The organism is Kutzneria sp. NPDC052558 (assembly GCF_044547355.1).
Classification (GTDB): domain Bacteria; phylum Actinomycetota; class Actinomycetes; order Mycobacteriales; family Pseudonocardiaceae; genus Kutzneria.
The window spans coordinates 1-23,830 of the sequence record NZ_JBIUAG010000036.1 but is presented as its reverse complement, the minus strand read 5'-3'; the positions used below and the strand labels follow the sequence as shown (position 1 = coordinate 23,830).

20 protein-coding genes and 3 pseudogenes are annotated in these 23,830 nt (G+C 65.1%); 14 read left to right on the top strand and 9 right to left on the bottom strand.

Annotated features, from left to right (window positions below):
* Positions 1–310 precede the first annotated feature (310 nt).
* The 3 genes from ACIG5F_RS40915 (at position 311) to ACIG5F_RS40905 (ending at position 4,070) form a co-directional block, all read left to right on the top strand.
* Positions 311–718, top strand: a complete 408-nt coding sequence (locus ACIG5F_RS40915) for an aldo/keto reductase (protein WP_396525522.1) — start codon at positions 311–313, stop codon at positions 716–718.
* A gap of 7 nt (positions 719–725) precedes the next feature.
* Positions 726–1,142 (top strand): hypothetical protein, encoded by a 417-nt coding sequence (locus tag ACIG5F_RS40910; protein ID WP_396525521.1) that lies wholly within the window; start codon positions 726–728, stop codon positions 1,140–1,142.
* 612 nt (positions 1,143–1,754) lie between these two features.
* Entirely contained in the window at positions 1,755–4,070 is a 2,316-nt protein-coding gene (locus ACIG5F_RS40905; RefSeq protein ID WP_396525520.1) for a hypothetical protein, read from the top strand.
* Positions 4,071–4,161: 91 nt separating this feature from the next.
* Here the strand turns inward: ACIG5F_RS40905 and ACIG5F_RS40900 are convergent, their stop codons facing one another.
* Both ACIG5F_RS40900 and ACIG5F_RS40895 read right to left on the bottom strand, forming a co-directional pair.
* Positions 4,162–5,760, bottom strand: coding sequence for a hypothetical protein (locus ACIG5F_RS40900; RefSeq protein ID WP_396525519.1), 1,599 nt, complete (start codon positions 5,758–5,760; stop codon positions 4,162–4,164).
* A gap of 599 nt (positions 5,761–6,359) precedes the next feature.
* Complete coding sequence (locus tag ACIG5F_RS40895; protein ID WP_396525518.1) at positions 6,360–7,550, bottom strand: hypothetical protein; 1,191 nt, start codon at positions 7,548–7,550, stop codon at positions 6,360–6,362.
* Between the two features lie 281 nt (positions 7,551–7,831).
* Between ACIG5F_RS40895 and ACIG5F_RS40890 the strand changes: the two genes are divergently transcribed.
* Complete coding sequence (locus ACIG5F_RS40890) at positions 7,832–9,367, top strand: transcriptional regulator (RefSeq protein ID WP_396525517.1); 1,536 nt, start codon at positions 7,832–7,834, stop codon at positions 9,365–9,367.
* Here ACIG5F_RS40890 and ACIG5F_RS40885 read toward each other — a convergent pair.
* The 4 genes from ACIG5F_RS40885 to ACIG5F_RS40870 form a co-directional block, all read right to left on the bottom strand.
* Complete coding sequence (locus ACIG5F_RS40885; protein ID WP_396525516.1) at positions 9,339–9,689, bottom strand: signal peptidase I; 351 nt, start codon at positions 9,687–9,689, stop codon at positions 9,339–9,341. The genes ACIG5F_RS40890 and ACIG5F_RS40885 overlap by 29 nt on opposite strands.
* Positions 9,689–10,222 (bottom strand): hypothetical protein, encoded by a 534-nt coding sequence (locus ACIG5F_RS40880; RefSeq protein ID WP_396525515.1) that lies wholly within the window; start codon positions 10,220–10,222, stop codon positions 9,689–9,691. Before ACIG5F_RS40880 ends, ACIG5F_RS40885 begins: the two co-directional genes overlap by 1 nt.
* On the bottom strand, positions 10,165–11,244 hold the full coding sequence (locus ACIG5F_RS40875) for a hypothetical protein (RefSeq protein WP_396525514.1): 1,080 nt from the start codon (positions 11,242–11,244) through the stop codon (positions 10,165–10,167). The genes ACIG5F_RS40880 and ACIG5F_RS40875 overlap by 58 nt, the downstream gene beginning before the upstream one ends.
* Positions 11,245–11,374: 130 nt before the next feature.
* A complete protein-coding gene (locus ACIG5F_RS40870; protein ID WP_396525513.1) occupies positions 11,375–11,758 on the bottom strand; it encodes an XRE family transcriptional regulator in 384 nt (127 codons plus the stop codon).
* A gap of 157 nt (positions 11,759–11,915) precedes the next feature.
* On the opposite strand from ACIG5F_RS40870, the gene ACIG5F_RS40865 reads away from it, so the two are divergent.
* From ACIG5F_RS40865 to ACIG5F_RS40835, 7 genes and pseudogenes are all read left to right on the top strand, one after another.
* A complete protein-coding gene (locus tag ACIG5F_RS40865; protein WP_396525512.1) occupies positions 11,916–12,110 on the top strand; it encodes a helix-turn-helix domain-containing protein in 195 nt (64 codons plus the stop codon).
* Entirely contained in the window at positions 12,107–12,448 is a 342-nt protein-coding gene (locus ACIG5F_RS40860; protein ID WP_396525511.1) for a WhiB family transcriptional regulator, read from the top strand. The genes ACIG5F_RS40865 and ACIG5F_RS40860 overlap by 4 nt, the downstream gene beginning before the upstream one ends.
* Complete coding sequence (locus ACIG5F_RS40855; RefSeq protein ID WP_396525510.1) at positions 12,445–12,774, top strand: hypothetical protein; 330 nt, start codon at positions 12,445–12,447, stop codon at positions 12,772–12,774. Before ACIG5F_RS40860 ends, ACIG5F_RS40855 begins: the two co-directional genes overlap by 4 nt.
* Positions 12,771–13,344: pseudogene (locus tag ACIG5F_RS40850) on the top strand (hypothetical protein). Before ACIG5F_RS40855 ends, ACIG5F_RS40850 begins: the two are co-directional and overlap by 4 nt.
* The gene (locus ACIG5F_RS40845; protein WP_396525509.1) at positions 13,341–15,455 is read left to right on the top strand and encodes a cell division protein FtsK; all 2,115 of its coding nucleotides are present in this window, start codon (positions 13,341–13,343) and stop codon (positions 15,453–15,455) included. Before ACIG5F_RS40850 ends, ACIG5F_RS40845 begins: the two are co-directional and overlap by 4 nt.
* A gap of 189 nt (positions 15,456–15,644) precedes the next feature.
* Positions 15,645–16,571 (top strand): annotated as a pseudogene (locus ACIG5F_RS40840) (recombinase family protein); the annotation flags it as partial.
* An 834-nt stretch (positions 16,572–17,405) separates the two neighbouring features.
* Positions 17,406–18,176 carry a hypothetical protein gene (locus ACIG5F_RS40835; protein ID WP_396525583.1) on the top strand — a complete coding sequence of 257 codons (771 nt, stop codon included), beginning with the start codon at positions 17,406–17,408 and terminating at the stop codon, positions 18,174–18,176.
* Positions 18,177–18,430: 254 nt separating this feature from the next.
* Here the strand turns inward: ACIG5F_RS40835 and ACIG5F_RS40830 are convergent, their stop codons facing one another.
* The 3 genes from ACIG5F_RS40830 to ACIG5F_RS40820 are packed head-to-tail and all read right to left on the bottom strand — an operon-like array spanning position 18,431 to position 21,289.
* Positions 18,431–19,828 carry a DNA cytosine methyltransferase gene (locus tag ACIG5F_RS40830; RefSeq protein WP_396525507.1) on the bottom strand — a complete coding sequence of 466 codons (1,398 nt, stop codon included), beginning with the start codon at positions 19,826–19,828 and terminating at the stop codon, positions 18,431–18,433.
* A complete protein-coding gene (locus ACIG5F_RS40825) occupies positions 19,825–20,661 on the bottom strand; it encodes a DNA methyltransferase (protein ID WP_396525506.1) in 837 nt (278 codons plus the stop codon). Before ACIG5F_RS40825 ends, ACIG5F_RS40830 begins: the two co-directional genes overlap by 4 nt.
* Positions 20,654–21,289: a hypothetical protein gene (locus tag ACIG5F_RS40820; protein WP_396525505.1), complete on the bottom strand. Its 636-nt coding sequence runs from the start codon at positions 21,287–21,289 to the stop codon at positions 20,654–20,656. The genes ACIG5F_RS40825 and ACIG5F_RS40820 overlap by 8 nt, the downstream gene beginning before the upstream one ends.
* 349 nt (positions 21,290–21,638) lie before the next feature.
* On the opposite strand from ACIG5F_RS40820, the gene ACIG5F_RS40815 reads away from it, so the two are divergent.
* From ACIG5F_RS40815 to ACIG5F_RS40805, 3 genes and pseudogenes are all read left to right on the top strand, one after another.
* Positions 21,639–22,481 (top strand): hypothetical protein, encoded by an 843-nt coding sequence (locus ACIG5F_RS40815; RefSeq protein WP_396525504.1) that lies wholly within the window; start codon positions 21,639–21,641, stop codon positions 22,479–22,481.
* Positions 22,482–22,531: 50 nt separating this feature from the next.
* Positions 22,532–22,876, top strand: coding sequence for a hypothetical protein (locus ACIG5F_RS40810; RefSeq protein ID WP_396525502.1), 345 nt, complete (start codon positions 22,532–22,534; stop codon positions 22,874–22,876).
* A gap of 48 nt (positions 22,877–22,924) precedes the next feature.
* Positions 22,925–23,830 (top strand): annotated as a pseudogene (locus ACIG5F_RS40805) (hypothetical protein); the annotation flags it as partial.

The following is a 23,830-nucleotide window of genomic DNA, read 5'->3' as shown; positions in this document are numbered from 1 at the left end:
GTCTGACCGCCTCGGCGGTCCGACGGAGGAAACTCCCGTGGTCGTGATGTAGATCACCCGGAGTGGAGAATCGGCCTCGCCATTATCGTGTGGTCGGAAGTCAGCGGGCCACTCGTGCCTGTCGACTACCTGACGATCTCGGGTGGTCCAGCCATCGATGCAGGACGGTTCGACAGGTTGCTCACAGGGTTTTGCTCACGCGCTATTGTCCAATTGAGACTCATCGAGTTGGCGCGAGGAGCGAACCTGCATGGAGTACGTCAACGTGGGCCGAAGTGGACTTACGGTTTCCCGGGTGATCTTGGGTTGCATGAGTTACGGCGCCCCGCAAGCGAACGGCGGCGGATGGACGCTGGGGTTGGACGACGCTCGGCCGCTTTTCCGTGAGGCGATCGAGGCGGGCATCACCACCTTCGACACCGCCAATGCCTACGGTGGCGGCAGCAGTGAGGAGATCACGGGGAAGCTGCTCGGTGAGCTGGCCAAGCGGGACGAGGTGGTCATCGCGACCAAGGTGCACTTCGCGATGGGGCCTGGGCCCAACGGGGTCGGTCTGTCCCGTGGCGCGATCATGACCCAGTTCGACAACAGCCTGCGGCGGCTCGGCACCGACTACGTCGACCTCTACCAGATCCACCGGCACGACCCCAGGACGCCGATCGAGGAGACCATGCAGGCCCTGCACGATCTCGTCCGGGCCGGCAAGGTCCGCTCGTGACGCAGAGGTGCGAGGCCGCAATTCGGCGAAGAAACGGTTTTCGGATGCCGAGAAGCGGTTGCAGCGGTACAAGGCCGCGATTGCCGCCGGAGTGGATCCGGCGGCGCTGCTCGAAGCGATCAACGAAGCCCAAGCTGAGCGGGCTGCGGCGCGAGCTGAGCTGGACAACGCACCCACGCCAGACGCACTGGCCGACGCGGACGTGTTCGCGATGATCGACTCGCTCGGTGATGTAGGAGCGGTGCTGTCTGAAGCCAAGCCCACGGGACTAAGTCGCCTTTATCGGCAATTGGCTTTGCAGCTGAGATATGAGCCAGGGGAACAGGCTGTGTATGCCACAGTTTCGCCCCGTGTAGATAGTGTGCGTGTCCGAGGACGGTCGTGCACACTATCCACCCGGCTCAGCCTTCGCGATGGCCTGTGACGTGTACGCATCGCGCCGTCCCTGTCGGGCCGAAGACCTCGCCACCTGTCCTGCTCGCTGGGACAGGTGAACACGGGCCTGGCCGGCATGAACGTTGAAGTGGGGGGGGGGGGGGGGGGGGGGGGGCCCCCCCCCCCCCCCCCCCCCACGTTTGCGCTCGGGAGGTCGTGCTCCAGTAGAGCTCGCAGCCCTTGGTCTGCCAGGGTGACACAGCCTTGGGTGAAGGGGCCGCTGTTCGGGCGCCGCGATGTGACGGGAACGTCGTCGCGGCCACGCTGTACGCACGTCGGGGCCCTTGCGGCCAGGGCCGCCGGGGCGGTGTCAGCCTGCCCCAGCCGTGGGCGTGGCTGAGGACCACCAGGTGCTCTCGATGCCAATAATGTTCTGACGCTGCTCCATTTGGGGAGTAAAGCGTAGATGTATTGTCGAGGGCGCTCGACAGTAGGCAGTATTGTCCCGAGCAAGCCACAAGGATGCGGTCAGGTCAGCGCAAGGAGGTTTGAGAACGATCGGCCACGAAAGAGGTTATTGCGATACGAAATTAAACCCGGATGGCAAGGTTGAGGTTAAGGTCATTCTGGAGCAGTTGAGGTTGACAGCATAGGAGTCATTTTGGCGGGAACATTGTCGTATCGCCTTAGGGTTGATCACATCTACCAGAGGCGCTTTGACTCTTCGAGCCTGGCGCAAGCTCTTTCGTCTAGTCACTGGTACATTATTACCAGGCGTCCATCGACAAAAATTATCGCCGAGTCGACAGCGGTCGGTGACGGAATACTGACGGTCGACTTTCTTTTCCGTGAAGACTTTGGGGCCTCTCAACGCGTGCAGACGCTAGGGTCGGACTTTTCCCCTGTTGGCAAGATTCGAGGTTTTCACGTTCACGAGAATGGGGCTTACTTTTCTCTCTATGTTGATGATCAGCTTATTCATGGAGATGCTTGGGCGCTAGCTTCGCTGCTATCTGGTGCTAAAATGGAGATTGCTAAGCAAGAAGTTCTCTATATCGGTCAGGCGTTCGGTCAGGATGGTGGAAGTAATGCCTGGAAGCGCACAAGCGATCACAAGAAATTGCAGCGGATATACGAGGATCACGTTAATGCTGACTGTGAGATCTTTGTTGCCCCACTCTCCCTTGAACGTAAAGTCTGGACGGGAGACGACCATATTGAGGACGATGAGGATGGGCCGAGCCTTGACGCGTACTATGACACTCTGGCTTTCACGGATGGTCGGATGCGCAAAACCTCGATTGATCTCGTTGAGCACAGTCTTATCTCGTATTTCAACCCTCACTACAATGAGAAGCTAAAAGAATGGCAAGCAGGAAATCCGACGGATGCAATGCGTAAGATGCGTTCGGCCGGGTTTCGCCTAATCCACGTTCATCTCAGTGGTTGGTGGGGGCTCGCGCGCTTCTACTCTGCTCAGGAGCCCGATGCGATTCGAAGCCACTTTATCTCTCACGACATACCGCCGGAGCCGCGGCGGCCAGTGCTGCGCGGAATTTCGGCGGAGCAGCTGAGCGAATGGCGAATCGACGCGATGCTAGTTCGTGAAGGTGCCGATTTCTTCGCAGACAAAGCCGAGCAAACAGGTGCGACTCTCAGGATCTTCGGAGACGAAGCGCCGATAGTGCGGAAACCTCCGGGCGTCCAACTCTTTGCGGCTCATGAAACCAAAATGTCAAATTTGGTCAACAACACAAAAGCGCACGGCGAAATTCGGGCAGCTATCCTGGCTCGCCGAGAAGAAGAACGCAAGGCAAACGAGCCTTTGGAACATTCTGGTAAGTCTAGCTATGATCCCGAGACAGGGACAATAAAGGTTGGGGTTTATGAGGACGGGGATACTGAGCGATGTGTTTTACATGACCCCGGGACCGGCTATGTGAACTCTGTCCTGATAATTGGGGAGCCCGGCATGGGTAAGTCGAATCACCTTCGGGTGCTGACGCTTGAGGCCCTGCTGACTGAACGATTCTTTGTAATTCCCTCCGATCCTTCCGGGAAAAACAACTTGCGCCGCAAATGGCGTGGAGTGTGCGAAGATCACTACTTCGCCGAAGATCTTGAAGAGACTGTAGCTAATCTACAGGCGGCTTGCAGAATTATCGACTCTAGATATCGTGAAAACAATTATTCCCAGCCTAGTCGCGAGATTCCCGGGATAATATTCCCTATTGATGATGCGGATAGCGTTCTGCAAGATGCGCGCGGCCTTCGGCTAGTCGAAAAGATACTCGCCACTGGTGGCAAGGTTGGTGTGGGACTTTTTATTGTTGCGGCGAACATCTTTGCCATGGAGGCGAACCCGGCAATAATCCACACACTGATGTCATGTGAAATTAAGACCGCATTTGCAACAAACGGCTACTTCGTTCTGGCGGACTTGCAGGCGCGATACGGCGAACCGCGACCGAGCACCTGGAATGCCGAATCGTTATCAATGCTACTTTACACTAGCAAGAAAGACGCTGTTCTGGGATTCCTTGCTGCCGCGACAAGTTGTGAACTTTCTCCTGCTGACGCCTGTGAATGGGCCGACGGCCTGCTGGGTGCCAATAGTATGCCGGAAGTGGGTCGTAAACTTGCGCCTTGGAAAATGGTGGATGGCGACCCGCGCTCATGGTGGACCCTTGATCTCCTTGAAGCCTGTCGCTGGTACATTCGCAGAAATAACGATGCGTGGGCACTGGTTAGGGTGATTGCTAACTTTCCGCCAATCGGAACTACACGAAATGCGGACATGCTTGAATGGGCGATTGGTGCTATCGGCAATCGCTTTACTGTGGACCTTGCTAAGTGGCGGATTGGACCCTCGACAGGAGAAAAGGGGTTGAGTGCGTTGTATGTCGATGTTAAAGGTTCAATCGTTGGCAAGGATCGTTCCGAGTCGATCAAGCAGCTCATATTTGGCCTGCGGTAGCCATTGTCGAAATTTCTTAACGGAAGTGGTGCTAAACTCAAAATGAGTGATAGGCGGGCTTCTTGATTTAGCCCGCCTACCCTGCTTGAATTTATAAATCTGTCATCTCTTGGATAGCGCCGAGAATTATCTCGCTTCCACGGGCTGATGAATCTAGATTGTAGAGTGTCGGGTAGTTGTATAGCTTACGTGTAGCCACTAGGCCGAGTTCCACTGCGCGGTCTCGTAGCCGGCTCGCTTCTTCCACGTTAGGTTCGGTACTACCATGGACAAGTTGACTGCGTACGGTGTATATAGTTTTCAGTTCTCTAAACAATTCCTTGCGCGCTGTAAAGCTGGAAGGTTCGATTAGATGCGACATTGCTCCGCAGACTCTTAGATTGGTCTCCGGCGTGCCGCTGAACATGCTCTCCCAGGCAAGGACGGCGTCAATAAGTCCATCGAGTGGATCGGCACGTGCTGTCGCGGCTGCCAATAGGCGGCGCATCGCTGTGTCCAGCTTTGCTGGATGATTCAAGGTTCTTGTCAGCCAGAATATGATCGATTCGAAAGAGTCGGAGTTGATGACCGTTTGAGGGCTTGAGGGGGGTGTATATCTCGGCATGGATGCCATAGCTACATCACTCAGTGGCTCAAAAATTCTCGTCATCCCCTGCTGTGCTGTAAAGTACGGCAATTTATCGGACGCGAGCAAGAGTCCGAAGCGAATAGTGTCAATATGGCGCTGCAACGCTTTGTCGGCCGCCAGGGTTGTAGATTGATGCTTGGACAACTCGGCGTGTTGAGAGGCGGCGTCAATCTGCATTGCCGATTTTACCGATAGGAGCCTGAATGGGGTCGTTGTGGAAACCTCTATCGAGATTGGAACTTGGATAGAAATTAACCTCGAACTGCCAACGGTGTCGGCCCGTGATATTTTAATTCCTGATACTTCTAAGGGAAGGTCTGTGTCGAAGTCTATGTTGCCGAGGCCGGCGACGACGGGAACATTAACCGATTTGCCTGTCGCAAGGGTTCGAATCTCGTTGATTAGACCGACGGCGGATTCAATGTAGGAATGGACATCATTTAGATCTGACAGCAGGATGCGTTCATATGCATTCTTCAACACCCGGTCCGCCAGTAAGGCTAGAGGTAGACCCTCCGCCTTCCCGGTTGATGAGACTATGTGTGATGAAATTGACCGTAGATCGGTGTCGCTTTCCGGAAAGTTGCTACGCGCCTGAGGGAACAGCCTGACGAGCGCATCGTCCATTAGTGTCGCACGCATGAGCATTTGATTTACCGGGTGTCGCAGCATGGGGGTCGGATCCACTGTATACGGAAGTCCGTACCCGGTAACCTGTGGCAATAGGAAAACGGGGTAGAAGTCGCGAGCAAGGCGTGCGATATGATCTTTGACGTCATCGTCAAGATTCGCGGGCTCGTAAATCTCACCTCCCGCAGTCCGTCTTAGATCGTTAACGTAAGTGGTTTCGCTACTTTCGACGTAAGAAAGCAGCGATCTCTGAATTGAAGTCGCGGCGTCAATTGAATTTTTCCCGTCAACCTCCAGTAGGATTTGGTTGAGGCTGCTGACAACTTGCGATTCGTTAGCGTTCAAGTTTTGCGATTGGTTTATGTCTATGTCGGGAAGAATGTAATCGAGTAGTTTGCCGAATCTGGAGGCGAGGTTACCTTCTGTGCTCAAGGCAAGACTCCCTATTTAGGTTGACCTGCTAAGTTGCTGCCACCCGAACGATAGCGTCTGCTGTAAGTCTCGCTACGACCTTGCTTGCTGAGTGTAGAATATGTTCGACTGTGACGGCGCGGAGAGCGTTACTTGCATCGTTAGGCGGCGTGGCAGGTTTCGTGACAGGACGGCCAGTGGCAAGTTCGATGGCCAAGCCGTTGCGAGGAAATCCGAGTCGCTGAGTGAGCTCGGCGGCAGCCTGAGCGAGCTGATGTCTGGCGTCGTCAAGGCTCTCACCGACAAGTGCGGCGCGGCGCACCGCGCTCGTAGCTAACTCGACGGCTGTCAAGGAATCCAAGACGTGGCCAGTCGAGCGCGGAGGACGCGCTGGCGACAGGTTGCGTCGTGGTAGCGGGCCGGACGGCCGCAGCTGGCGCCGGCAGGTAGGTTGATCCGCATCCTGTGCACTTCACGGCGTGACTTCTCCGTTTCGCGACTCGTTACGTGACAGCTAGGTCGAGACTATCGGATGGCGTCACGAAATGGGTCACGGAATGTGGTACTGCCGCCCGCGCCGGAGGCGCAAGCGGCAGTTCGGCGCCAGTGTTCGTCTGAGCTCATGGTCTCAGAATGAGCGGCGTCGGATCGAATCCGAATGCAGGGAGGGGTATCCTGGCGCGCCGAGCGAGGTTGACGAGCACGTCGTGATCGGCTGACAGCACGGAGACGTGCGCGGGGTAGATCTCTTCTACGCTGACTTTGAACCAGCGCTGGCGGCTGCCGGCGGTCGTCAGCACGGTCGTCGTACGCGTGTGGCCGACCAAGGGCGAGTCTGCCGGATCGGCACCGTAGGCGTGGATGTGACCGCCGTTGATGCTGGTGGCGATGTGGGCGCATAGGGCTTCGGCGGTCAGCGGGTGCTCGGTGCTGGTCATGTTGGGAGTCCGTTCGGTGGTCGTTTCGGGCCGGAGGTCAGGTCCGCGCAGCAGGAGACGGGTTGACGTGGTGTCCAGGGACAGGTGGGTGTCGGTGGCGAACAGGTCGGCGGTGGTGGCGATCCCGCCGACCTGATGGACCAGTGCGCGTATGACACGTGCCGTCGATGGGCCGTGGTACCAGTCGAGCGCGCAGACATCGGGATGGTCGGAGGAAGTCGTCACCTCAGGCGGGGATCGGAAGAGCAACAGACGACGGAGGATTGCGCTCGCGAGGGCAGCGTGGGGCTTGATGTGCTCCAACTCCAGTTCGACGGGGCGTAGTGGAGTTGGGTCGTTTCCCAGCCAGCGCAGGGGATTCTGTGGGGACTCGACCTCGGCCAGTGCTTCAGTCCAGGGGCGGTAGCTGACGGCGGGAAGCAGGAGCGTCGCCTTCGGGATGCTGTGCAGGAGGTACAGCTCGATGTGGCGGCGGTGGACGACGGCGCGGAGGCCGGGGATGCCGCGGAAGGAGCCGTCCGGGCCTTCGGTGGGCAGTAGCTCGCGCAGGAGTGGGGCGAGTGCGTTGGGCTGGAGATGGAGGTCGATGCGGTCGCGATGGGGGCGGACCATGCGCAGGAGTGCGGGGTGGTGGAAGCCGGCGCGGCTGACGGCGTCGAGGACGGAGGCTTCGAGGTGCTGCTGAGGCTGGCTGATGGCGCCGGGAATCAGCAGTCCGCGTAGGTGCTGCGGGAGCGGGTCCAGGTAGGTGCCGTCTAGGGTCGCGGACAGCACGGCGCGGTCGTCGGCGTCCAGGCCGGCCAGGCAGTAGTGGATCTCGGGGACGACGGCGTTTCTGGTCTCGCCGGTATAGGTCTGGCGCAGGGCGGCCATGCGGTTGAACAGGGAAGACCGGTGTGGCATGGCGACCTCGCGGAGTTGGCACAGGGGCCGTGCACCAGGGTCGGGGCAACCTGGTGCACGGCCCCTGCGGGTGTCCGGCGGCGCTTGAGGCGGCGCGGAGGCCACGCCGCCGGACGGCTCGGGTGACCGGTGGAGCGGTCCGTGTCAGACTGAAATCACCATGTCATCAGCGCGTCGTCAGCGGAACGATCTCCGGGCGACATGAGGGCGACCTGGGACGACACGGCCGGTGCGGGGATGGGAGGTCTGGGGTGCGCACCTTCCGGACGGTGCTCGAACAGCGGATCTGGGAACGGCGCCAGACGCTGGAGGAGTTCGCGGAGTACGCCGAGACGTTCGCTCGCGAGCATGGCGAGCCGGGGACGCTTGGGGTTCGGCATCTGCAACGGCTCATTGCTGGTCGGGGGCCGAAGGGGCAGCCGCTCGGGCCGGTGAGGCCGGCGACGGCGAGGCTGTTGGAGAGCATCTTCGAGTTGCGTGTTGACGAGCTGCTGGCGCCGCCCGCGGTCGGGGCCGGTGCCGACGTGCCGGTGCTCCGAGAGGGCTTCGCTGCGGTCTTGGAGTGGTTCGACGAGTACGCGGGCTGGAAGCGGGGGACGGCTGGGCGGAGGGTGCACGGCAGCGTGGTCGGGGACCGCTCGGCGGGGCGTCGGAAGATCGGGCGGGAGCAGCTGGCAGGCCTGCTTGCCGAGTACTACTCGGATTCGGTGCAGGGGTGCGGCATGTACGGCATTCGTTGCGGTGAAAAGGAAGTTGCGACGACCATTGTGACACGACCAGGCTGGCTGGACCTCGCGTGTGTGCTGGGCGAGGGCGATCAGCTGACCTACGCTCCGGACGCACCGCCACCGCCGCGGCGGATGGATGACCTCGGCTTGAACGCGGCGGTGCGCCGGCTCGCGGAGGTGGCCGGCTCTGGGGTGCGGATGTCGGACGTGCCGCTATACCGGCTGGTCGATATCGAGGCTCGGACGGGGAAGATCACGGGCACGGTGACCGAGGCGAGCTTCGTCGAGTACGCGCTGACGATGGACTTGCTTGAGCGCGAGTTGGTGGACGCGATTGCCGCGAGGGAGCCGGCGTTGCTGTTGAGGGGCAGGTACTTGCCGAACCTCGCGTCCGTGTTGGACCTGTCCGGCAGGCTGTGCGCGGGAGGGGTGTTGGCGCTGTGCGCGATCGCGAGGCCGGCGGACCGGTACCGCGGGCCGGCGGACTACGCGCTCTTGGTGCAGAAGCGTTCTGAGACCGTCCTCAATGCGGCGGGCAGGTTGGCGGTGATCCCGAAGGGCTTCCACCAGCCGATGAACGACGTCCGGGCCGACGCGCAGATCGGCGTGACCCTCTTGCGGGAGCTGGAGGAGGAGCTGTTCGGCCGGGGCGAGGTGGACATCACCGCCACGACCCGGCGGATTGCGGCGCCGATGCATCCGGGGCGGACGTCGGAGCCGATGCGGTGGCTGCTGGAGCAGCCTGGCCGTCTGCGCATGGAGTGCACGGGGTTCGGGCTGAACCTCGTGAGCGGCAACTACGAGTTCGCGAGCCTCATCGTCATCGAAGATGACGAGTTCTGGGCGCGGTACGGCGGGCACATCGAAGCCAACTGGGAGTCGACGGGACTCCGGGTGTACTCCAGCCTCGACCGCGAACTGCACGGCGAGCTGATCTCGGAGGAGAGCTGGAGCAATGAGGGGTTGTTCGCGTTCTGCGAAGGGCTCCGGCGCTTGGCGCAGCTCGGCGGCGACCGCGTGAACGTGCCGTCTATGGAGCTGACGGCCAGCGGACGGTGATGACGACGGCGTCGGTGAGGGCTTCCCATGAGTGATCGATGCCCGGACCCCAGGTCACGTAGTCGCCCTGACGCTCAAGGACGATGCTGCCTTCGGTGAGGTCGAGCTTGAAGCGGCCCTCGACCAACAGGAGAAGCGTGGTGCGCTGGTCGTCGGAAGTCCACTCGGGGCGCTTGTCGCCGGCGGGGTGGATTCCCCACTTGACTTCGACGTCCTTTGTCGAGCGGACGCCGGTTGACGGGTCCATGAAGTGGCCGAGGATCCACCCGCGGTTGTCCTGCCCGTCATCGGCGGCGTTGCCGTGGTACCAGGTGGGGGCCACTACTGCACCTTCCAGTCGATCGCGGGCAGGTTCGCGCGGTCCCCGCCGATCTGCGAAAGCCGCCGGAGGCCTTGCAGTAGTGCGAAGAGCCCTTCGTTACTCCAGGCTACATCGCCAATCAGCTCGGTCAGCAGTTGGGGGTCAAGGCTGGAGTATTGGCGCAGGCTGGCTGATTCCCAATTCGCCTCGATTTGGCCGCCGAAGCGCGTCCAGAAATCTTCGTCCTCGATCACGATGAGGCTGGCGAACTCGAAGTTGCCGCTCACCATGTTCAGGCCGAACCCGGTGCACTCCATCCGGAGACGGCCGGGCTCGTCCATCAGCCAGCGCATCGGCTCCGAAAGACGGCTCGGATGCATGGGGTCGGCTCGGAGCCAGTCGGTGACGGTGCTGTCGATGTCGTCGCGGCCGAACAGCTCCTCTTCCATCTCCCGCCGAAGCGTGGCGCCGATCTGGGCGTCGGCCCGGACATCCGTCATCGGCTCGTGGAAGCCCTTGGGGATGACGGCCAGGCGGTGAGCGGCGTTGAGCACGCGGCCCGAGCGTTCCTGAACAAGCAGGACGTAGTCGGCCTCACCGCGGTATGGACTTGCTGGGCGGGCAATTGCGGTGAGAGCAAGTGCTCCGCCTGAACAGAGGCGGCTGGACACGTCGATGACGACGCGAAGCTGGGCAGGTATCTGTCGCGTAGCGGAAGTGAGCCGGGGCGGGGCGGGCGGCCGGCGGCGATCGCGTCGGTCAGTTCGGCCTCAAGCAGGTCCATGGTGACCGCGTACCCGACGAAGTTCGTGGTGCCGACTGAGCCGGCTATCTGGCCCTTGCGGACATCGATGCCGAGCAGCCGGTACAGCGGCGTGTCGATGAGACGAATCCCAGCCGCCAGGGAAGCGGCCAGCCGCCGGACGGCGAGCTCGGCGGCTTCTTCGTCCAGTGCTACGTCGATGTCCGCGGGTATGGGGGCTACCGACAGACGGTCATTGCTCGCGACGAGCGGGCAAGCAAGGTCCAGCCAATCTGTGCAGGTCAACACGCTCGTGACGGCATCGCCGGCCCCGCCGTACGTGGCGGTATACCGGCCATGCGGCTGAAGCCGGGGACCGTAGTACTCGGCGAGCGCGTCGGCGATGTGTCGTTGGTCGACCAGGCTACGCCGCCTGGCGTTGTCGCTCAGCGCTTGTAGGTCGAGCTGGGGCAAGACTGTCGCGACTCGACGGCGCGCGGTACCCGGGTCCCAACCCGCATGGTGATCGAGCCAGTTGAGCGCGGCGCCGACGTTCGGATCGTCGGCAAGCCGCTGTTCGGCATCGGTCGCAGGGCCGGCGCTTCGCCCCGTTGTGAGCTGGTCGAACCGGGCGCGAGCTGCTGGTGATGCCTTCTCCAGGGCACTGTCGAGGAGCTGCTGCATCCCCGTCTGGGGCTTGGTGCTGGGCTTCTTGTGCCAGTCCGCGACGGTGCGGACGCCGATCTTGAGATGACCGGCGAACGCCTCATTGCTCATTTGTAACGCGGCTTGGAGCGCGCATGCGGTCTCGCCGGTCCAGCTCATCGGATCCATCGGCCAAGCGCCCCCAGAATCGTGTTCCGCACTGCTTCTGCGCCGGTTCCGCATCGCTTACGCATGGTTCCCCCGATGGATTCGCAGTGGAATTGTTGGCATGCGAAACACGGAAACCAACGGACCGGTCCTAGTGATCCGGGCGAACATGGTCGATGACGGTCGAGATGCCGGACTCGATGCCGTCGAGGCGGTCGGTGATCTCGGCCAGGCGCTGTTCGAGGGCGTCGAGCCGGGACCACAGGGTGTCGCCGGCGTCCGCGACGGGCTCGTCTGCCTCGGGTGGCCTTTGGCCGTGCAGCACGGCATCCAGGTGCTTGGGATGCCAGCCGAGGGTCGTCGACAGCGACTCCAGCGTCCGCGGGCTGCGGCGCCGCTCGACGGTGTGGTGCTGCACCTCGCGGACGATCGCCTGCGAGACGTGCGACCGCTCCGCGAGCTCCCGCTGACGCCATCCGAGCTCATTCACGCGCTCGTTGATGGCCTTGGCGACTGCCGCCCAATCCTCAGACACCCATTCCTCCGCGCTCCGCCTCAGCGCCGAGATTAGCGGCTTCACGTCGATCGGCTGCATGACACGGCGGCGGTTAGTGAAACGCGCGCTGATATGCGCTGATTTCAACAACATACTGTTGAAACCATCAAACTTTCTAGCCCGAAGGACATTTCTCATGCGCACTTCCATGCCCAAGCAGAGCTACTACTCCGTCCGAGAGGCCTCGTGGCTCCTCGGCATCGACCCCTCGACCGCATCGCGCGCCGTCCGACTCGGCAACCTGCGGACCGTCCGGCGTCGCGGCCGGCTCGTCGTTCCGGCGACGGTCGTGGCTCGGCTGCTCGGTGACCCGTCCGGAGGTGCCTCTTGACGGATGACCGCTGGTTGATCGTGATCGCCTGGCAGCTTGACCAGCTGCGGTGGGTGCCGGACGACGTGCTCGACGAGATCGTGCGGCGCGAGGGCACCTGCATGTACGCGGCCGTCGAGGACGAGCCGGATCGGAACGAGGAGCACCTGACCGATCGGGCACTGGCGGCGCGGCTGTGCGCTGGCTGCCCGGTCCAGGACGAGTGCCTGGAGCTTGAACTACGAACGGCCGGCGAACACACGGTGGGTGTCTGGGGCGCCCTGACAGAGGACGACCGGCGGGCGCTGTACTGGCACTGGCGTCAGCGGGGCGAGCGTGCTGAGGGAGGTTCCCGATGACGCTCAACATGACGCCGACCCAGATCATGGCCGGTATCGGTGTCCTCCTGGTCCTGGTGCTCGTGTGGCGCGCGGGCTCTCGACGAGCCAAGGCTGCGGCTGAGGCTGCGCGCAATGGGGCGCGACTGGTCTCGCTCGTCGGACGGGTGCTGTTCACGGCGGCGCTGATCGTGGTTGTGCAGTGGATCGTGATCACTTACAGCGGCGGTAGTTGGTTGACGCTCGCGACGTTGGGATTTCCGGCGCTGTTCGCTGCGCACACGCTGACGCGGGCCTTGACGGTGACCACGTCCGAGCCACGTCGCCGGGGCGGTGGTCGGCGGTGAAGGATGTCGATCGCCTTTGCTGGGCTGGGATTCTGCTCGGACTGGCGTTCACGATGACCAACGTTCAGCAGTTCGCGGCCGCAGGTTCGCCTTTGTGGTCGCTGGCGTGGTTCGCAGCCTGGCTGCTCGACCCGATGGTGTCGCTGGTGCTGCTGGCCATCCTGCGTGCCGAGCAGATGGCCGCTCGTCGGGGAATCCGGATGGGTGGCTGGGTCCGTGCCGCGAAGTGGTTCACGCTCGGCGCCACGTACGTCATGAACACCTGGAGCGCGTTCGCGCTCGGCTCGCCGGCTCTGGTTGTGCTGCACTCAGTACCGCCGTTGGTGGTGTTCGTCGCTGCCGAGGCAGTGACCGAGATGCGGGACAAGCTCGGCCTGGCGTTCACGAGTACGCCGGTAGAGCCGGAGCGTTCACAGGCGCGGCGGACGTCGTTCGCGGACTACCTTGCGATCGCGAGGGCAGCGCGGACGGCAGAGGTCGAAGTGACTCCGGCGTGGATCCGCGAGGTCACGGGGGTGCTCGCGCGGGTTGTCGCCTCGGCTGGCTGCGGCGCTGAGGGCTGAGTCATGAGTGCTGGGGAGAGGCTGCCAGTGCCGGCCGATCCGGTGTTCGAGGGCGAGTTGGTCGGCGACGACGTGCCGGTGTCTCGACAGCCGGCGCAGCACCGGTTCATGAACTGGTGGATGCGTTCACGGCGTGTGCCGGTGCCGCTCAAGTCTCGTAAGGCTGCCGAGCGGGCGGGCCGGGATGCGGCTGTGTGGGTGCTGCGCTCGCCGTTCCGGTTTGCTTCGTCGGTCGTACGGGGCGTGGTGCTGGCTGTTCGTGGCTGGCGGCGGTGGGTGCGCGTTCACGACTACCGCGAGGCGGCGGAGCAGTCCGAGAAGCTGGCGGACAAGTTCGTCGAGATCCGGGCGCTGACGCTGTTCCGGTGGAAGGTGACCGGTCTCGTCGTGGTGGCTTCGGCGGCTGTGCCGGTTGTGGTCTACCTGCTCTATGGCGAGTTGGCTCTGTGGTGCGCGGCTGGCGCCGCGGCGGTGGCGCTGGCGATCACCGGCCGGCGCAAGGACGGTTCGCCGGGGAGGAAGCCGGTGCTTGCCGGGCCGCGGACGCTCACTTGGACGATGGACCCGCAGGTGCTCGTCGAGGCCTTTCGGGACGCGAAGCTGATCGGCAAGGACGAGTCGCTGCGCCTGGTCGAGCGAGCGGCCCGGGTCGGTGATGGGTGGGCCATCACCGTGGATCTGCCGGCGACGCGCAAGGCGACCGACGTTATCAAGCACCGCGACGCGCTCGCTTCGGCGTTGGCGGTGGACGAGGTGCAGTTGATCCTCGAGCGGGTTCGTGGCAAGGGCGGCCACGCCGGCAGGGTGTTCCTCTGGGTGGCGGATGAGGATCCGTACAGCGGGCCGCCGCTGCGGACGCCGCTGGTCGACGTCGAGTGGTGGGACGCGTGGCGGCCGGTGCCGTTTGGGCGGGACGCTCGGCAGCGTCGGATCGATCTTCCGCTGGTTTGGACGTCCCTTTTGGTCGGTGCGATTCCTCGGCAGGGCAAGACGTTCGCGACTCGGCTGGCGGCTGCCGGGTTGGTTCTGGACGCGTACGCGCGGCTGTACGTGTTCGACGGGAAGGGTGGCAAGGACTGGGAGGCGGCCGAACAGATCGCCTACCGGTTCGTCTGCGGTGACGAGCTGGTGCACGCCGAGGCGGTGCGTGATCACCTCGTGGAACTGGTGGCAGAAGTCCAATCGCGGTACGCGCGGATGGCTACTTTGGATGATGAGATCTGCCCGGAGTCGAAGATCACGCCGGCGATCTCGCGGGACCTGAGCTTGGGGATGCCGATTACGGCGGTGATCATCGACGAGGTTCAGGTCTTTCTGGAGAACCCGACGCGGGAGCAGGTCGGCGGCAAGAAGACGACGCTTGGTGAGTACATCGCGGACCTGTTGACGTACCTGGTCCGGAAGGGGCCGGCGGCTGGGATCGTCGTTATCCTGGCGACCCAGCGGCCGGACTCGAACACGATCCCGTCGAGGCTGCGGGCGGTGCTGGGGTCGCGGTTCGCGCTGCGGGTGATGGACTGGCGGGACTCCAACATCGTGCTCGGCGAGCAGATGAACACACGGGGGTACGACGCGTCCACGCTGCTGCCGAGTCATAAGGGCGTCGGGATCCTGCGGCCGGACGGCGAGACGGACGCCGGTGCCGACGTGCTCGCGATGACCGTGCGGACGTACTACATGCCGAACCCGGAGTGGCGGGCGATCTGCGCTCGCGGGCGGGCGTTGAGGGAGGCGGCCGGGACGCTCGCCGGCCACGCGGTCGGCGACGACGAGCGGCGGGCGATCGACTCGGCGGCCGTGGTGAAGGCCCTCGGCGCCGGTCAGCCGGTGCAGGCGTCGGTCGAGTTGCCAGAGCCGTTGGCGTCGGTGGTGCAGCTGCTCGGCGACGAGTTGGACGAGCGGGAGTTCGTTCCTACTGCCGAGTTGGTCGAGGCGCTGGACGTTGAGCCGACGGCGTTCGGACGGGAGATGGGCGAGCTGGGATGTCGGCCGACCCGGCAGTACGTGCCGTCCGAAGGTGGGATGCGGCGGGTGCGCGGCTACCTGACGGCGGAGATCAAAGCGGCTGCTGAGCGGCTTGTAGCTGATGAAATCGGCTCTGCTGGCGAGCAGTCATGAGCGAGGGCGAGGAGGAGATCGTTGTCCGCGTACCGGATCAACTACCTATCCTGACCAGGCAGGTGAGCCGGATACTGCTTGCCATACTGGTCGAGCTGACCGAGGTCGAGGTCCTGGACGGACCTCAGGGAGGGGGTCGGAGTGACTGTTGAAATCAACAGCGACCCGTGGGCGACGCTGGACGAGCTGATGGGCGTCGAGGTCGTAGACGCGGTGGACGACGGCATCGGGTCGGTGGCGTTCTACGGCCGGTGCTCGACGGAGGACAACCAGGATCCGGAGACCTCGCACGGCTGGCAGGTGGGCAACGCGTGGAAGTTCGTCGAGCCGATGGGCGGATCGGTGACGGCCGAGTACTTCGACATCGGACAGTCGCGGTCGGTGCCGTGGGAACGGAGGGAGGAGGCGTCACGGCTGCTGTCGGCGCTGAAGGACCCATACCGAGGCTGGAACGCCGTTGTCGTGGGGGAAGGGACGCGGTGCTGGTTCGGAAACCAGTTCTCGTTGATTGCGCCGAGGTTTGCGGCACATGGCGTGGAGCTATGGGTGCCGGAGCTGGGTGGGAAGTACGACCCGCGGAACCCCTCGCACAAGATGCTGATGAGCGTGCTCGGCGGCATGAGCGAGTCGGAGCGGCAGCACGTCCAAGCTCGCGTGCGAGCGGCGATGGATGCGCAGGTGGTCAACGAAGGCAGGCACCAGGGCGGCCGAGCACCCTACGGGTATGTCGTCGTGGATGGTGGTCCACATCCGAACCCGCGTAAGGCGGCTGAGGGGTATCGCCTTCGGTTGCTGGCGGTGGACGACGCTTCGGCGGAGATCGTGCGGAGAATCTTCGCGGAGTACCTGGACGGTCGAGGTGATCGGGCGATCGCGAACGGACTGAACCGGGACGGGATTCTGTGTCCTTCGGCGCGGCGGCCGGATCAGAACCGGCACCGGTTGGCGGACGGCTGGCAAGGCAGTACGGTGCGCGCCGTTCTGGAGAACCCGCGCTATACGGGGTATGCCGTTTTCGGGCGTTGGACCAAGCAAGAGACGCTGCTCGACCCGGACGACGTGGCGGCTGGACACGTAGTCCGATTCCGGCGATCCAGCCCCGATCGGGTCGTGCGGTCTCGTCGGCCGGCGCACCCGACGATCGTGTCAGTGGAGGATTTCACGGAGGCGCAGTTGTTGCGGTGGTCGAAGGGAGCCGGTGGGTTGAGGACGGCTCGGAAGACCGAGCGGAGCGGGCGGGCGACGAAGCGGGCTTACCTGTTCAGGGGTCGGATTCGATGCGCTGTGTGTTCGCGGAAGATGGAGGCGAGTCCTCGGGCGCACGCGATGTACTACCGGTGCCCGGCGAGGACACTGGCGCCAGGTTCACCTGTTCTGGCGACGCATCCGCCCGCGGTCTACCTCCGCGAGGATCCGATTCAGGAGGCGGTCAACAAGTGGCTCGGCGGGTTGTTCGACAGCAAGAACGTTGGCCGGACCGTGGCGGCGCTCGTGGCCTCGCAAGCGGGCGGCATCCCGACCAGCGGTGATTGGGCGAAGAAACGACTTGCCGACGCTGAGGCGAGGCTCCGGAAGTTCCAAGCGGCGATCGCTGCTGGAGTCGAGCCGGCGGCGCTGGTAGAAGCGATCAACGAGGCTCAGGCGGAACGCGCGGCGGCGAAAGCGGAATTGGAGAACACCCGAGCGCCGAACACGGTTAGCGATGCCGAGATCTGGGCGATGATCGATTCGCTTGGTGATGTTGGTGCGGCTCTGTCGGGAGTGAAGCCGGAGAGCCTGGCGAACCTGTACGAGGCCGTTGACCTGCAAGTTTGCTACGACCTGGCCGCGAACACGGCCGATGTGAGTATTCAGCCGATGAGACGGGTGAATAGTAAGTGTGTCCGAGGGGGGAGTTGCCCACTGGGCACACGTCCTCCACCAGCGGACCCTGTTGACGGTGGCGTCGTGATGGGCGTCGGAGTGGGTGTCCCTGTGGGGCAGCCTCCAACTGGGCCTGCTGTCATCGTTCGGGCCGTCACTGTGATCACGGCAACTGTCGTCGGGCTGACGTTCCTGTTCGGCTTCGGGAATGTGCTTGCCCTTGCGCTTCGTCTGGGGGTTTCGCTCTGGGTTGCGCCACTCGTAGCTCCGGCGGTCGATCTCTCTATTCTTGGGTTGTTGCTGGGTATTCGTTATCTCGCACTGAGTGGCGCCTCCGGGGAGGCGCTACGTTCACCTCGGAAACTGCTGATTTTTGCTAGCGCGGTCACCTTGGCGCTCAATGTGGCAGACCCTGTCATTGCTGGCGACTTTGGGCTGGCGGCTTTTGATTCTGTTGGGCCGCTTCTGCTTATAGGGTGGGCTGAGGTTGGCCCCGAATTTCTGAGGTCTCTTAGTGTGATTGGACAATTGCGCTCTTTTGAACGTTGTGACGAAGTCGGGCGACAGGGATTCAGGGCTGGTGAACTTGTTGACCAGGGCGTCGATGCGAACGACGTTGCTCGGTCCGGCCAAGAATCGCTTGTGCCTACCGTCCGGGCCTCCGGAGGGCGATCAGAAGGCGAACTCTTGGACAGCGCCCGAAGGTTGGACGCCAAGCATCGAGCTGTCCACCAGAGGCCGATATCGGCCGACGTTCTACGGGGTCAGCTGGGGATTGGTGCCGCTCAAGCGCGGCGTCTGGTCAAGACCGTACGATCGGAATTTGCCGAACAATGCGGCTGTCGGTGTCCTACGTAGAATCAACGGCTTGCTTGGTGCGAGCCGGTCGATGCTCGTGACGAGCGCAAAGTCGCTCTGTTGGTGCTACCCCGCGCCGCTCGTGCTGGACTGCGACGAGTCATCGCTCCGCTCGACGAGGAGTTTCGGCGAAGGAACCGCCCGGACTCCGTGGCAAGGTCCGTGAGTTCCTGGCACGCTGCTGCATGGTGGCGACAGCGCCTGCATTGGCGGTACGGCAGGCTGCGGTTGCGATTGATTTGCGGATGATCTGGTCATGCCGTGCGCAACTCCGCCGTGTTGTGGTCGAGCAGGGCGGCTAGGTCAGCCAAGAGCAGGGAAGTGGCGTGGGCGGCTTGGTGGGGGACGACGCCGTTGCCGAGTGCGCGGAGTTGGGCGGTGCGGGGTAGGGGGAGGTCGGTGACCCAGCCGGGCGGTAGGCCCATCAGGTGTTCGACGAACCGGGGTGCGAGGACGGGCCGGCCGTGCCGGCCGGTTTCGGTCGGGTGCGGGGTCGGCTGGCCGAGGATGTCTTCCCAGCGGCGGATCGCCTGTGTGTACGGGCCCCAGTCGACGACGCCGATGGGCTGCTCGTCGTCAGGACGCTGACCACCGCGGAGGGCAGCATCAGGTCGCCCTTGGAGCCCCGTTGCGCCGGGCAGCCCTTCGTCCCGTCGGTCGTTCGCGGCGTCGGGAGAAGGGTGTCCTGGGCGACGAGGGGAAGCACTTGCTGCGACAGCGGTGGCCGGAATCCGGGGCCGGCTTTGCGGCCGCTGGTGCCGGTGTCCGAGGCCCGGGGAGTGGGCAGCAGCAGGACCTCGTGCGGGAGCGAGGGGCCGCCGTTCTGTCCGGCGTGGGTGCAGTTCTTGGCGTCCGAGGCGGTTGGTGTCGGCAGCAGGCGTACCGCGATCGACAGCGGCATCCCCATGCCGTTGCCGTTGATCCCGCGGGCTCGTTGCTGGTCCCGGCGGGCCAGCCAACGGTCGGTGCTCTCCCGGTCGTTGGGGCTCGTCGCGGTCGGTGTGGGCAGGAGTCGGAGTTGGTCCACAAGGGACTGGCTGCCCTGGCGGCGTGGCGCGCCGGAGCCGTTGGAGGTTCCGTCGTGCGCGGTCGGTGTCGGCAGCAGCGGGTCGGGTGAGGAGGGTGTGGTTCCAGGCGAGCAGGAACACGCGTTCGCGGCGGTGCGCGCAGCCGACGTCGGAGGCGCGCAGGCTACGCCAGAGCGCGTCATACCCTGTGGCGGCCAGGTCGCCGAGTACACGGTGGAGACCTCCGTTGCGCCAGCGAAGCGCGGCGACGTTCTCCACGACGAGCAGCGCGGGTCGTAGTAGGCGAACGGCGGCCACGATGTCGGTCCACAGGCCACTGCGCGCTCCGTTCTCGATGCCGGCGCGCCGGCCGGCGGCGGAGATGTCCTGGCAGGGGAAGCCCGCCGTGAGGACGTCGATCGGTTCGACGACCTTCCAGTCGACGGTGCGGATGTCGCCGAGGTTGGGGACGTCGGGCATGCGGGCGGCCAGGATCTCGGTGACGTGGGGGTCGGGGTCGGCGCACCAGACGACGCGGCCGCCGCCCAGGGCGGCGAGCACGCCGAGGTCCAGCCCGCCGAAGCCGGTGCACACCGATCCGATGACCGGCCCCGCCGAGGCGGGAACGCGAAGGTGGGTGGTCATGCGGCCCTCGCGAACAACTCGGTCTCCAGGTTCGCTTGGGCGGCGAGCAAGCGATCAGGGAGCGGCACGGCCACGGCGGCCGGTAGGTCGGGAGCGCGGAGGACGACGACGTCCTGGTGGGCCACGCGCATGACCGGCGCTGCCGGCCGCCGGCCGCGCCGGGTCCGGGAGTCCGGGGTGATCCGTTTGGGCGTGGTACGGGCGATCAGGGCCGCCCGGCGGTGGGCCGGGCGTAGTCCCGCGACGCGGCCGGCGGCGAGGATGAGGCCGGGCAGGTCGATCAGTTCGCCGGCGACGTGGCGGGGTCGGGCGGTGATCACGAGGTGGCCGCCGGGGCGGAGCAGGGGCAGGCAGTGGGAGAGGGTGTCGGCGAGGTTGTCCACAGCGGTTGTGGGTCGCCAGTCGGGCCCGGGGTGGCTACGGATCGTGGTCAGCACCAGGGTGGCCCGCCCGATCAGCCCAACGCCGGCGGGACCGGCCAGCACGCTGGGGCAGCCGGCGAGGACGGTGCCGTCGCCGATGGCGCCGGCGCGTTTGGCGGCGGTGACGCTGGCGCGGGCGATCTCCCACCAGCGGCGGTTGGCGGTCGCGCCGACGGCGTGCCGGCCAGCGCGCAGGGCCTCGGCCAGGGTGGTGCCGGCGCCGCAGTCGGGGTCGAGCACGAGGTCCCCGCGCCGGGTGTAGCGGGTCAGGGCGTGCGCGGCCACGGCCGGTGGCATCGCCATCCGGTCGGCCTGGACGTGCGGGCCGTAGACGGTGTCGAACTGGTCGCTGAACGGGACCTCGCCGCTGCGCCAGACCGCGCCCTGGAACGGAACGGTCGGCTCAGGCATCGGCGGGTCCCGCCGTGAAGACCAGCAAGTCGAAATAGCGAGTGCCGGAATCGCGCAGGAGAATGATGTGGTCGTGGTAGCGGAATCCAGCGGACCGTGCGGCGCGAATGATGTCGACGGTCCGGTCGCGGAGATGGCCGTCGATTTCCTCGGCGTGGGTGATGACCGCGAGGATCCCGTTGCCGGCGAGCTGGGTGGTGAGGGCGCGCGGGTCTGGGATGCCGTGTCGGTCGGGCTGGACCACCGCCAATGCGAGGCAGGCGCGCTCGCCATCTGGGGCAGCGGCGAGACGGGCGCTCTCAGTGTTGGAGGAGATGATCACCGCGCGGCCGAGGCGGATGACCGTCCAGGCCGTGTCGCTCAGCGACACGTGCGGGTAGGTCGAGACGGTCGTGCTCGGCTGGCCGGCGTCGTGGAGGAGGACGCGGTCGCAGGGGGAGGTGTAGGTGGTGACGGTCTTGGCGACCGCGGCGGTCAGCCAGTCCTCGCCGCATGGCCAGACCGTCGTGCCGGCGCCGATGGAGCGGGCGATGTCGGGCCCGCCGGCTCGCCGGAATGAGCGGCGCGCCAGGGGAGACCGTGGCCCGCGTGGGGGTCTGGTCTGCTTGACGAGGGATTCCGTGGGCATCGGTGGTCGCCTCCGGGATCGGGAGTTCAGAGCCTCTGACACCCCTGAACTCCCGATTCGGGTCCCACCTTGGACCGCAGGATTCGGTCGAGAATTTTCTGGTGCCGCTGGTCTTGGCGCCCAGGTCCGTGTCGGCCGTGCTAGGGCGCTACTAGGTCCCCACTGTTTTCGCAGGTCCGGGCCCATTTGGGTGATCATGGTCGAGCGGGTGAAGGGTGGGCCTTACGGTCTCGAACTAGTAGTTGGCTATTGCTAGGTCGCCGGATCCCAGTAGTGGGCCAGCATTTTTCTAGTAGGCGTTGTCGCGCACTGGATGGCGTTCTCGCTCGCGCCGATCCAGGAGGCGACAATGACGCCCCGCTCGCACAGTCATGAATTCCGGAACTCGCTCGACGTCGTCCGTGACGCGTTCACGATGCTGGTCGCCGGACCGCGCCCGCTAGCTCTGGACGGGAGCCAGTTCGCCGGCCTGCCCGACCGGTCGCTGCCGCTGGACGAGGTCCGGGACCGGCTGCTGGCCCGCTCCTGCCCGCAGGCCACCCGTGACGAGGTGTGGGCGCATCTCGTGCGGGCGTCGAGGGAGGGCGACTCGTCCTGGACGATCGGCGCGGCCGGTGTCGCGTTGCCGGGGTTGACCGCGATCGCCGCAGCGTTGACCGCCCGGTTCGCGGGGGATCCGGGCGATGTCCACGCCGAGGTGCTGGCCGGGTTCCTCGCGGCGCTGGCACAGGTCGACCTGGACCGGCCGCGGATCATGCTCCGGCTGCGGTGGGCGGCCTACCGCGCCGGCCACCAGGAGGTGATGGCCGCGCTGAACGGGCCGGTCCCCGTGGACCCGTCGACGCTGCCGGACGAGCCGCAGGTGCCGCCGGGCAACCCGGACATGCTGCTGGTCGACGCGATCACCGACGGCGTCCTGACCGGCGCCGAGGCCGAGCTGATCGGGGCGACCCGGCTGGACAAGGTCCCGCTCGGCACGTGGGCGCGGGAGCACGACGCGAACCTGTGGGGCACCTACAAGGCCCGCAGCCGGGCCGAGGACCGGCTCGCCGGCCACTTGTTCGACGGCGCGCCGAACAGGTTCAAGAAGTCGCCGGGGTCGAAGTCCAAAAAAGCGGCGGGTCCGGGAGTTCAGGAATGCGGAACAACGGCCCGTGATTCCCGGACTTCGGAGGTGCCCCCATGCGCCTGACCCACATTCGCGAGCATTCTCGCCTCGACAAAGCCAAGGCCGGTGGGCCGGTGAGTCCGAAGCCCTGGCGACGTGCCGCGGCGATCGTCAGCGGCGGCCTGGCGGTGTTGCTCGCGCCGGCCGGGCGGGCCGACGCGGCGACCGTCGAGGTGGTCGCGTTGGTCGGGAAGATCAACGATGTCCTGACCAACATCCAGGTGTGGTTGACCGGCCTGCTGCTGTTGCTGGCGACCGTCGCCCTGCTGTTCGGCGCCGTGCGCTACCTGGCCGGCAGCGGCGAGCCCGGCGAGGTCGAGAAGGCCAAGCAGGCGATGAAGAACGCCGGCAAGGGCTACCTGCTGGCCGCGCTCGCCCCGGTGATCGTGGAAATCCTCCGCGGGTTCGTCGGGGCCTGACCGATGCCGACCCGACCCCCGCGACACACCCCCGGGCGGCGACGCTGGGTGACCGCCGGCCTCGCCCTGGGCCTGTCCGCGGTCCTGACCGGAGCAGCGGTCGCGACCGCCGTCGCGGACCCGGCCCCGCCGGTCCCGATCCCGACCGGGCCGCCTGCGGACAGCTGCCCGACCTCGGTGCCGCTGCCCGCGTGCTCCCCGCCCTCGGCCACGGTCGCGCCGACGCAGCCCGGCATCCCGACCGCGACCACCACGGCCCCGCCCTCGTCGTCCTGCTCCGGCCTGGACTGCCTGCCCACCCCGACCACCACACCGCCGACCACCCCGCCCAGCACGAGTGGCGGTGGCGAGGACGGGTGCGGTGTCGGCGACTGGTTCAGCGACTTCGGCGGCTGCGCCGCGAAGGCGATCAACTCGTGGTTCGCCGGCATCGTCACCTCCGCGCTGCACCCGCTGCTGGACCTGCTCGGGCAGAGCCTGCTGTCCACGCCGCCGCTGGAGGCGCTGCCGCAGGTCGGACCGCTGTGGGCGAACTCCTGGCAGTTGGTGCTGGCCGGCTACGCGGTGCTGGTCCTGCTCGGCGGCATCCTGGTCATGGCGCATCAGAGCGTGCAGACCCGGGCCGGGCTCAAGGAGATCCTGCCCCGGCTGCTGCTGGCGTTCTGCGGCTCGGCGATGTCGCTGTGGGCCGCGGATCAGGCGATCGTGCTGGCCAACGCGTTGAGCCGGGCGGTGCTAGGCCAGGACATCGACCCGGCCCAGGCCACCGGCGCGCTGGCCAACCTGCTGCTCCTACAGGCCACGGTGACCCCGAACCTGGCGTTCACCGTGTTGCTGGCGCTGGCGGCGGTGGTGCTGCTGGTCGGGCTGTTGGTGACGTATGTGGTGCGGGCGGTGGTCACGATCATGCTGGTGGTGGCCGCGCCGTTGTGCATCGCCTGCCACGCCCTGCCG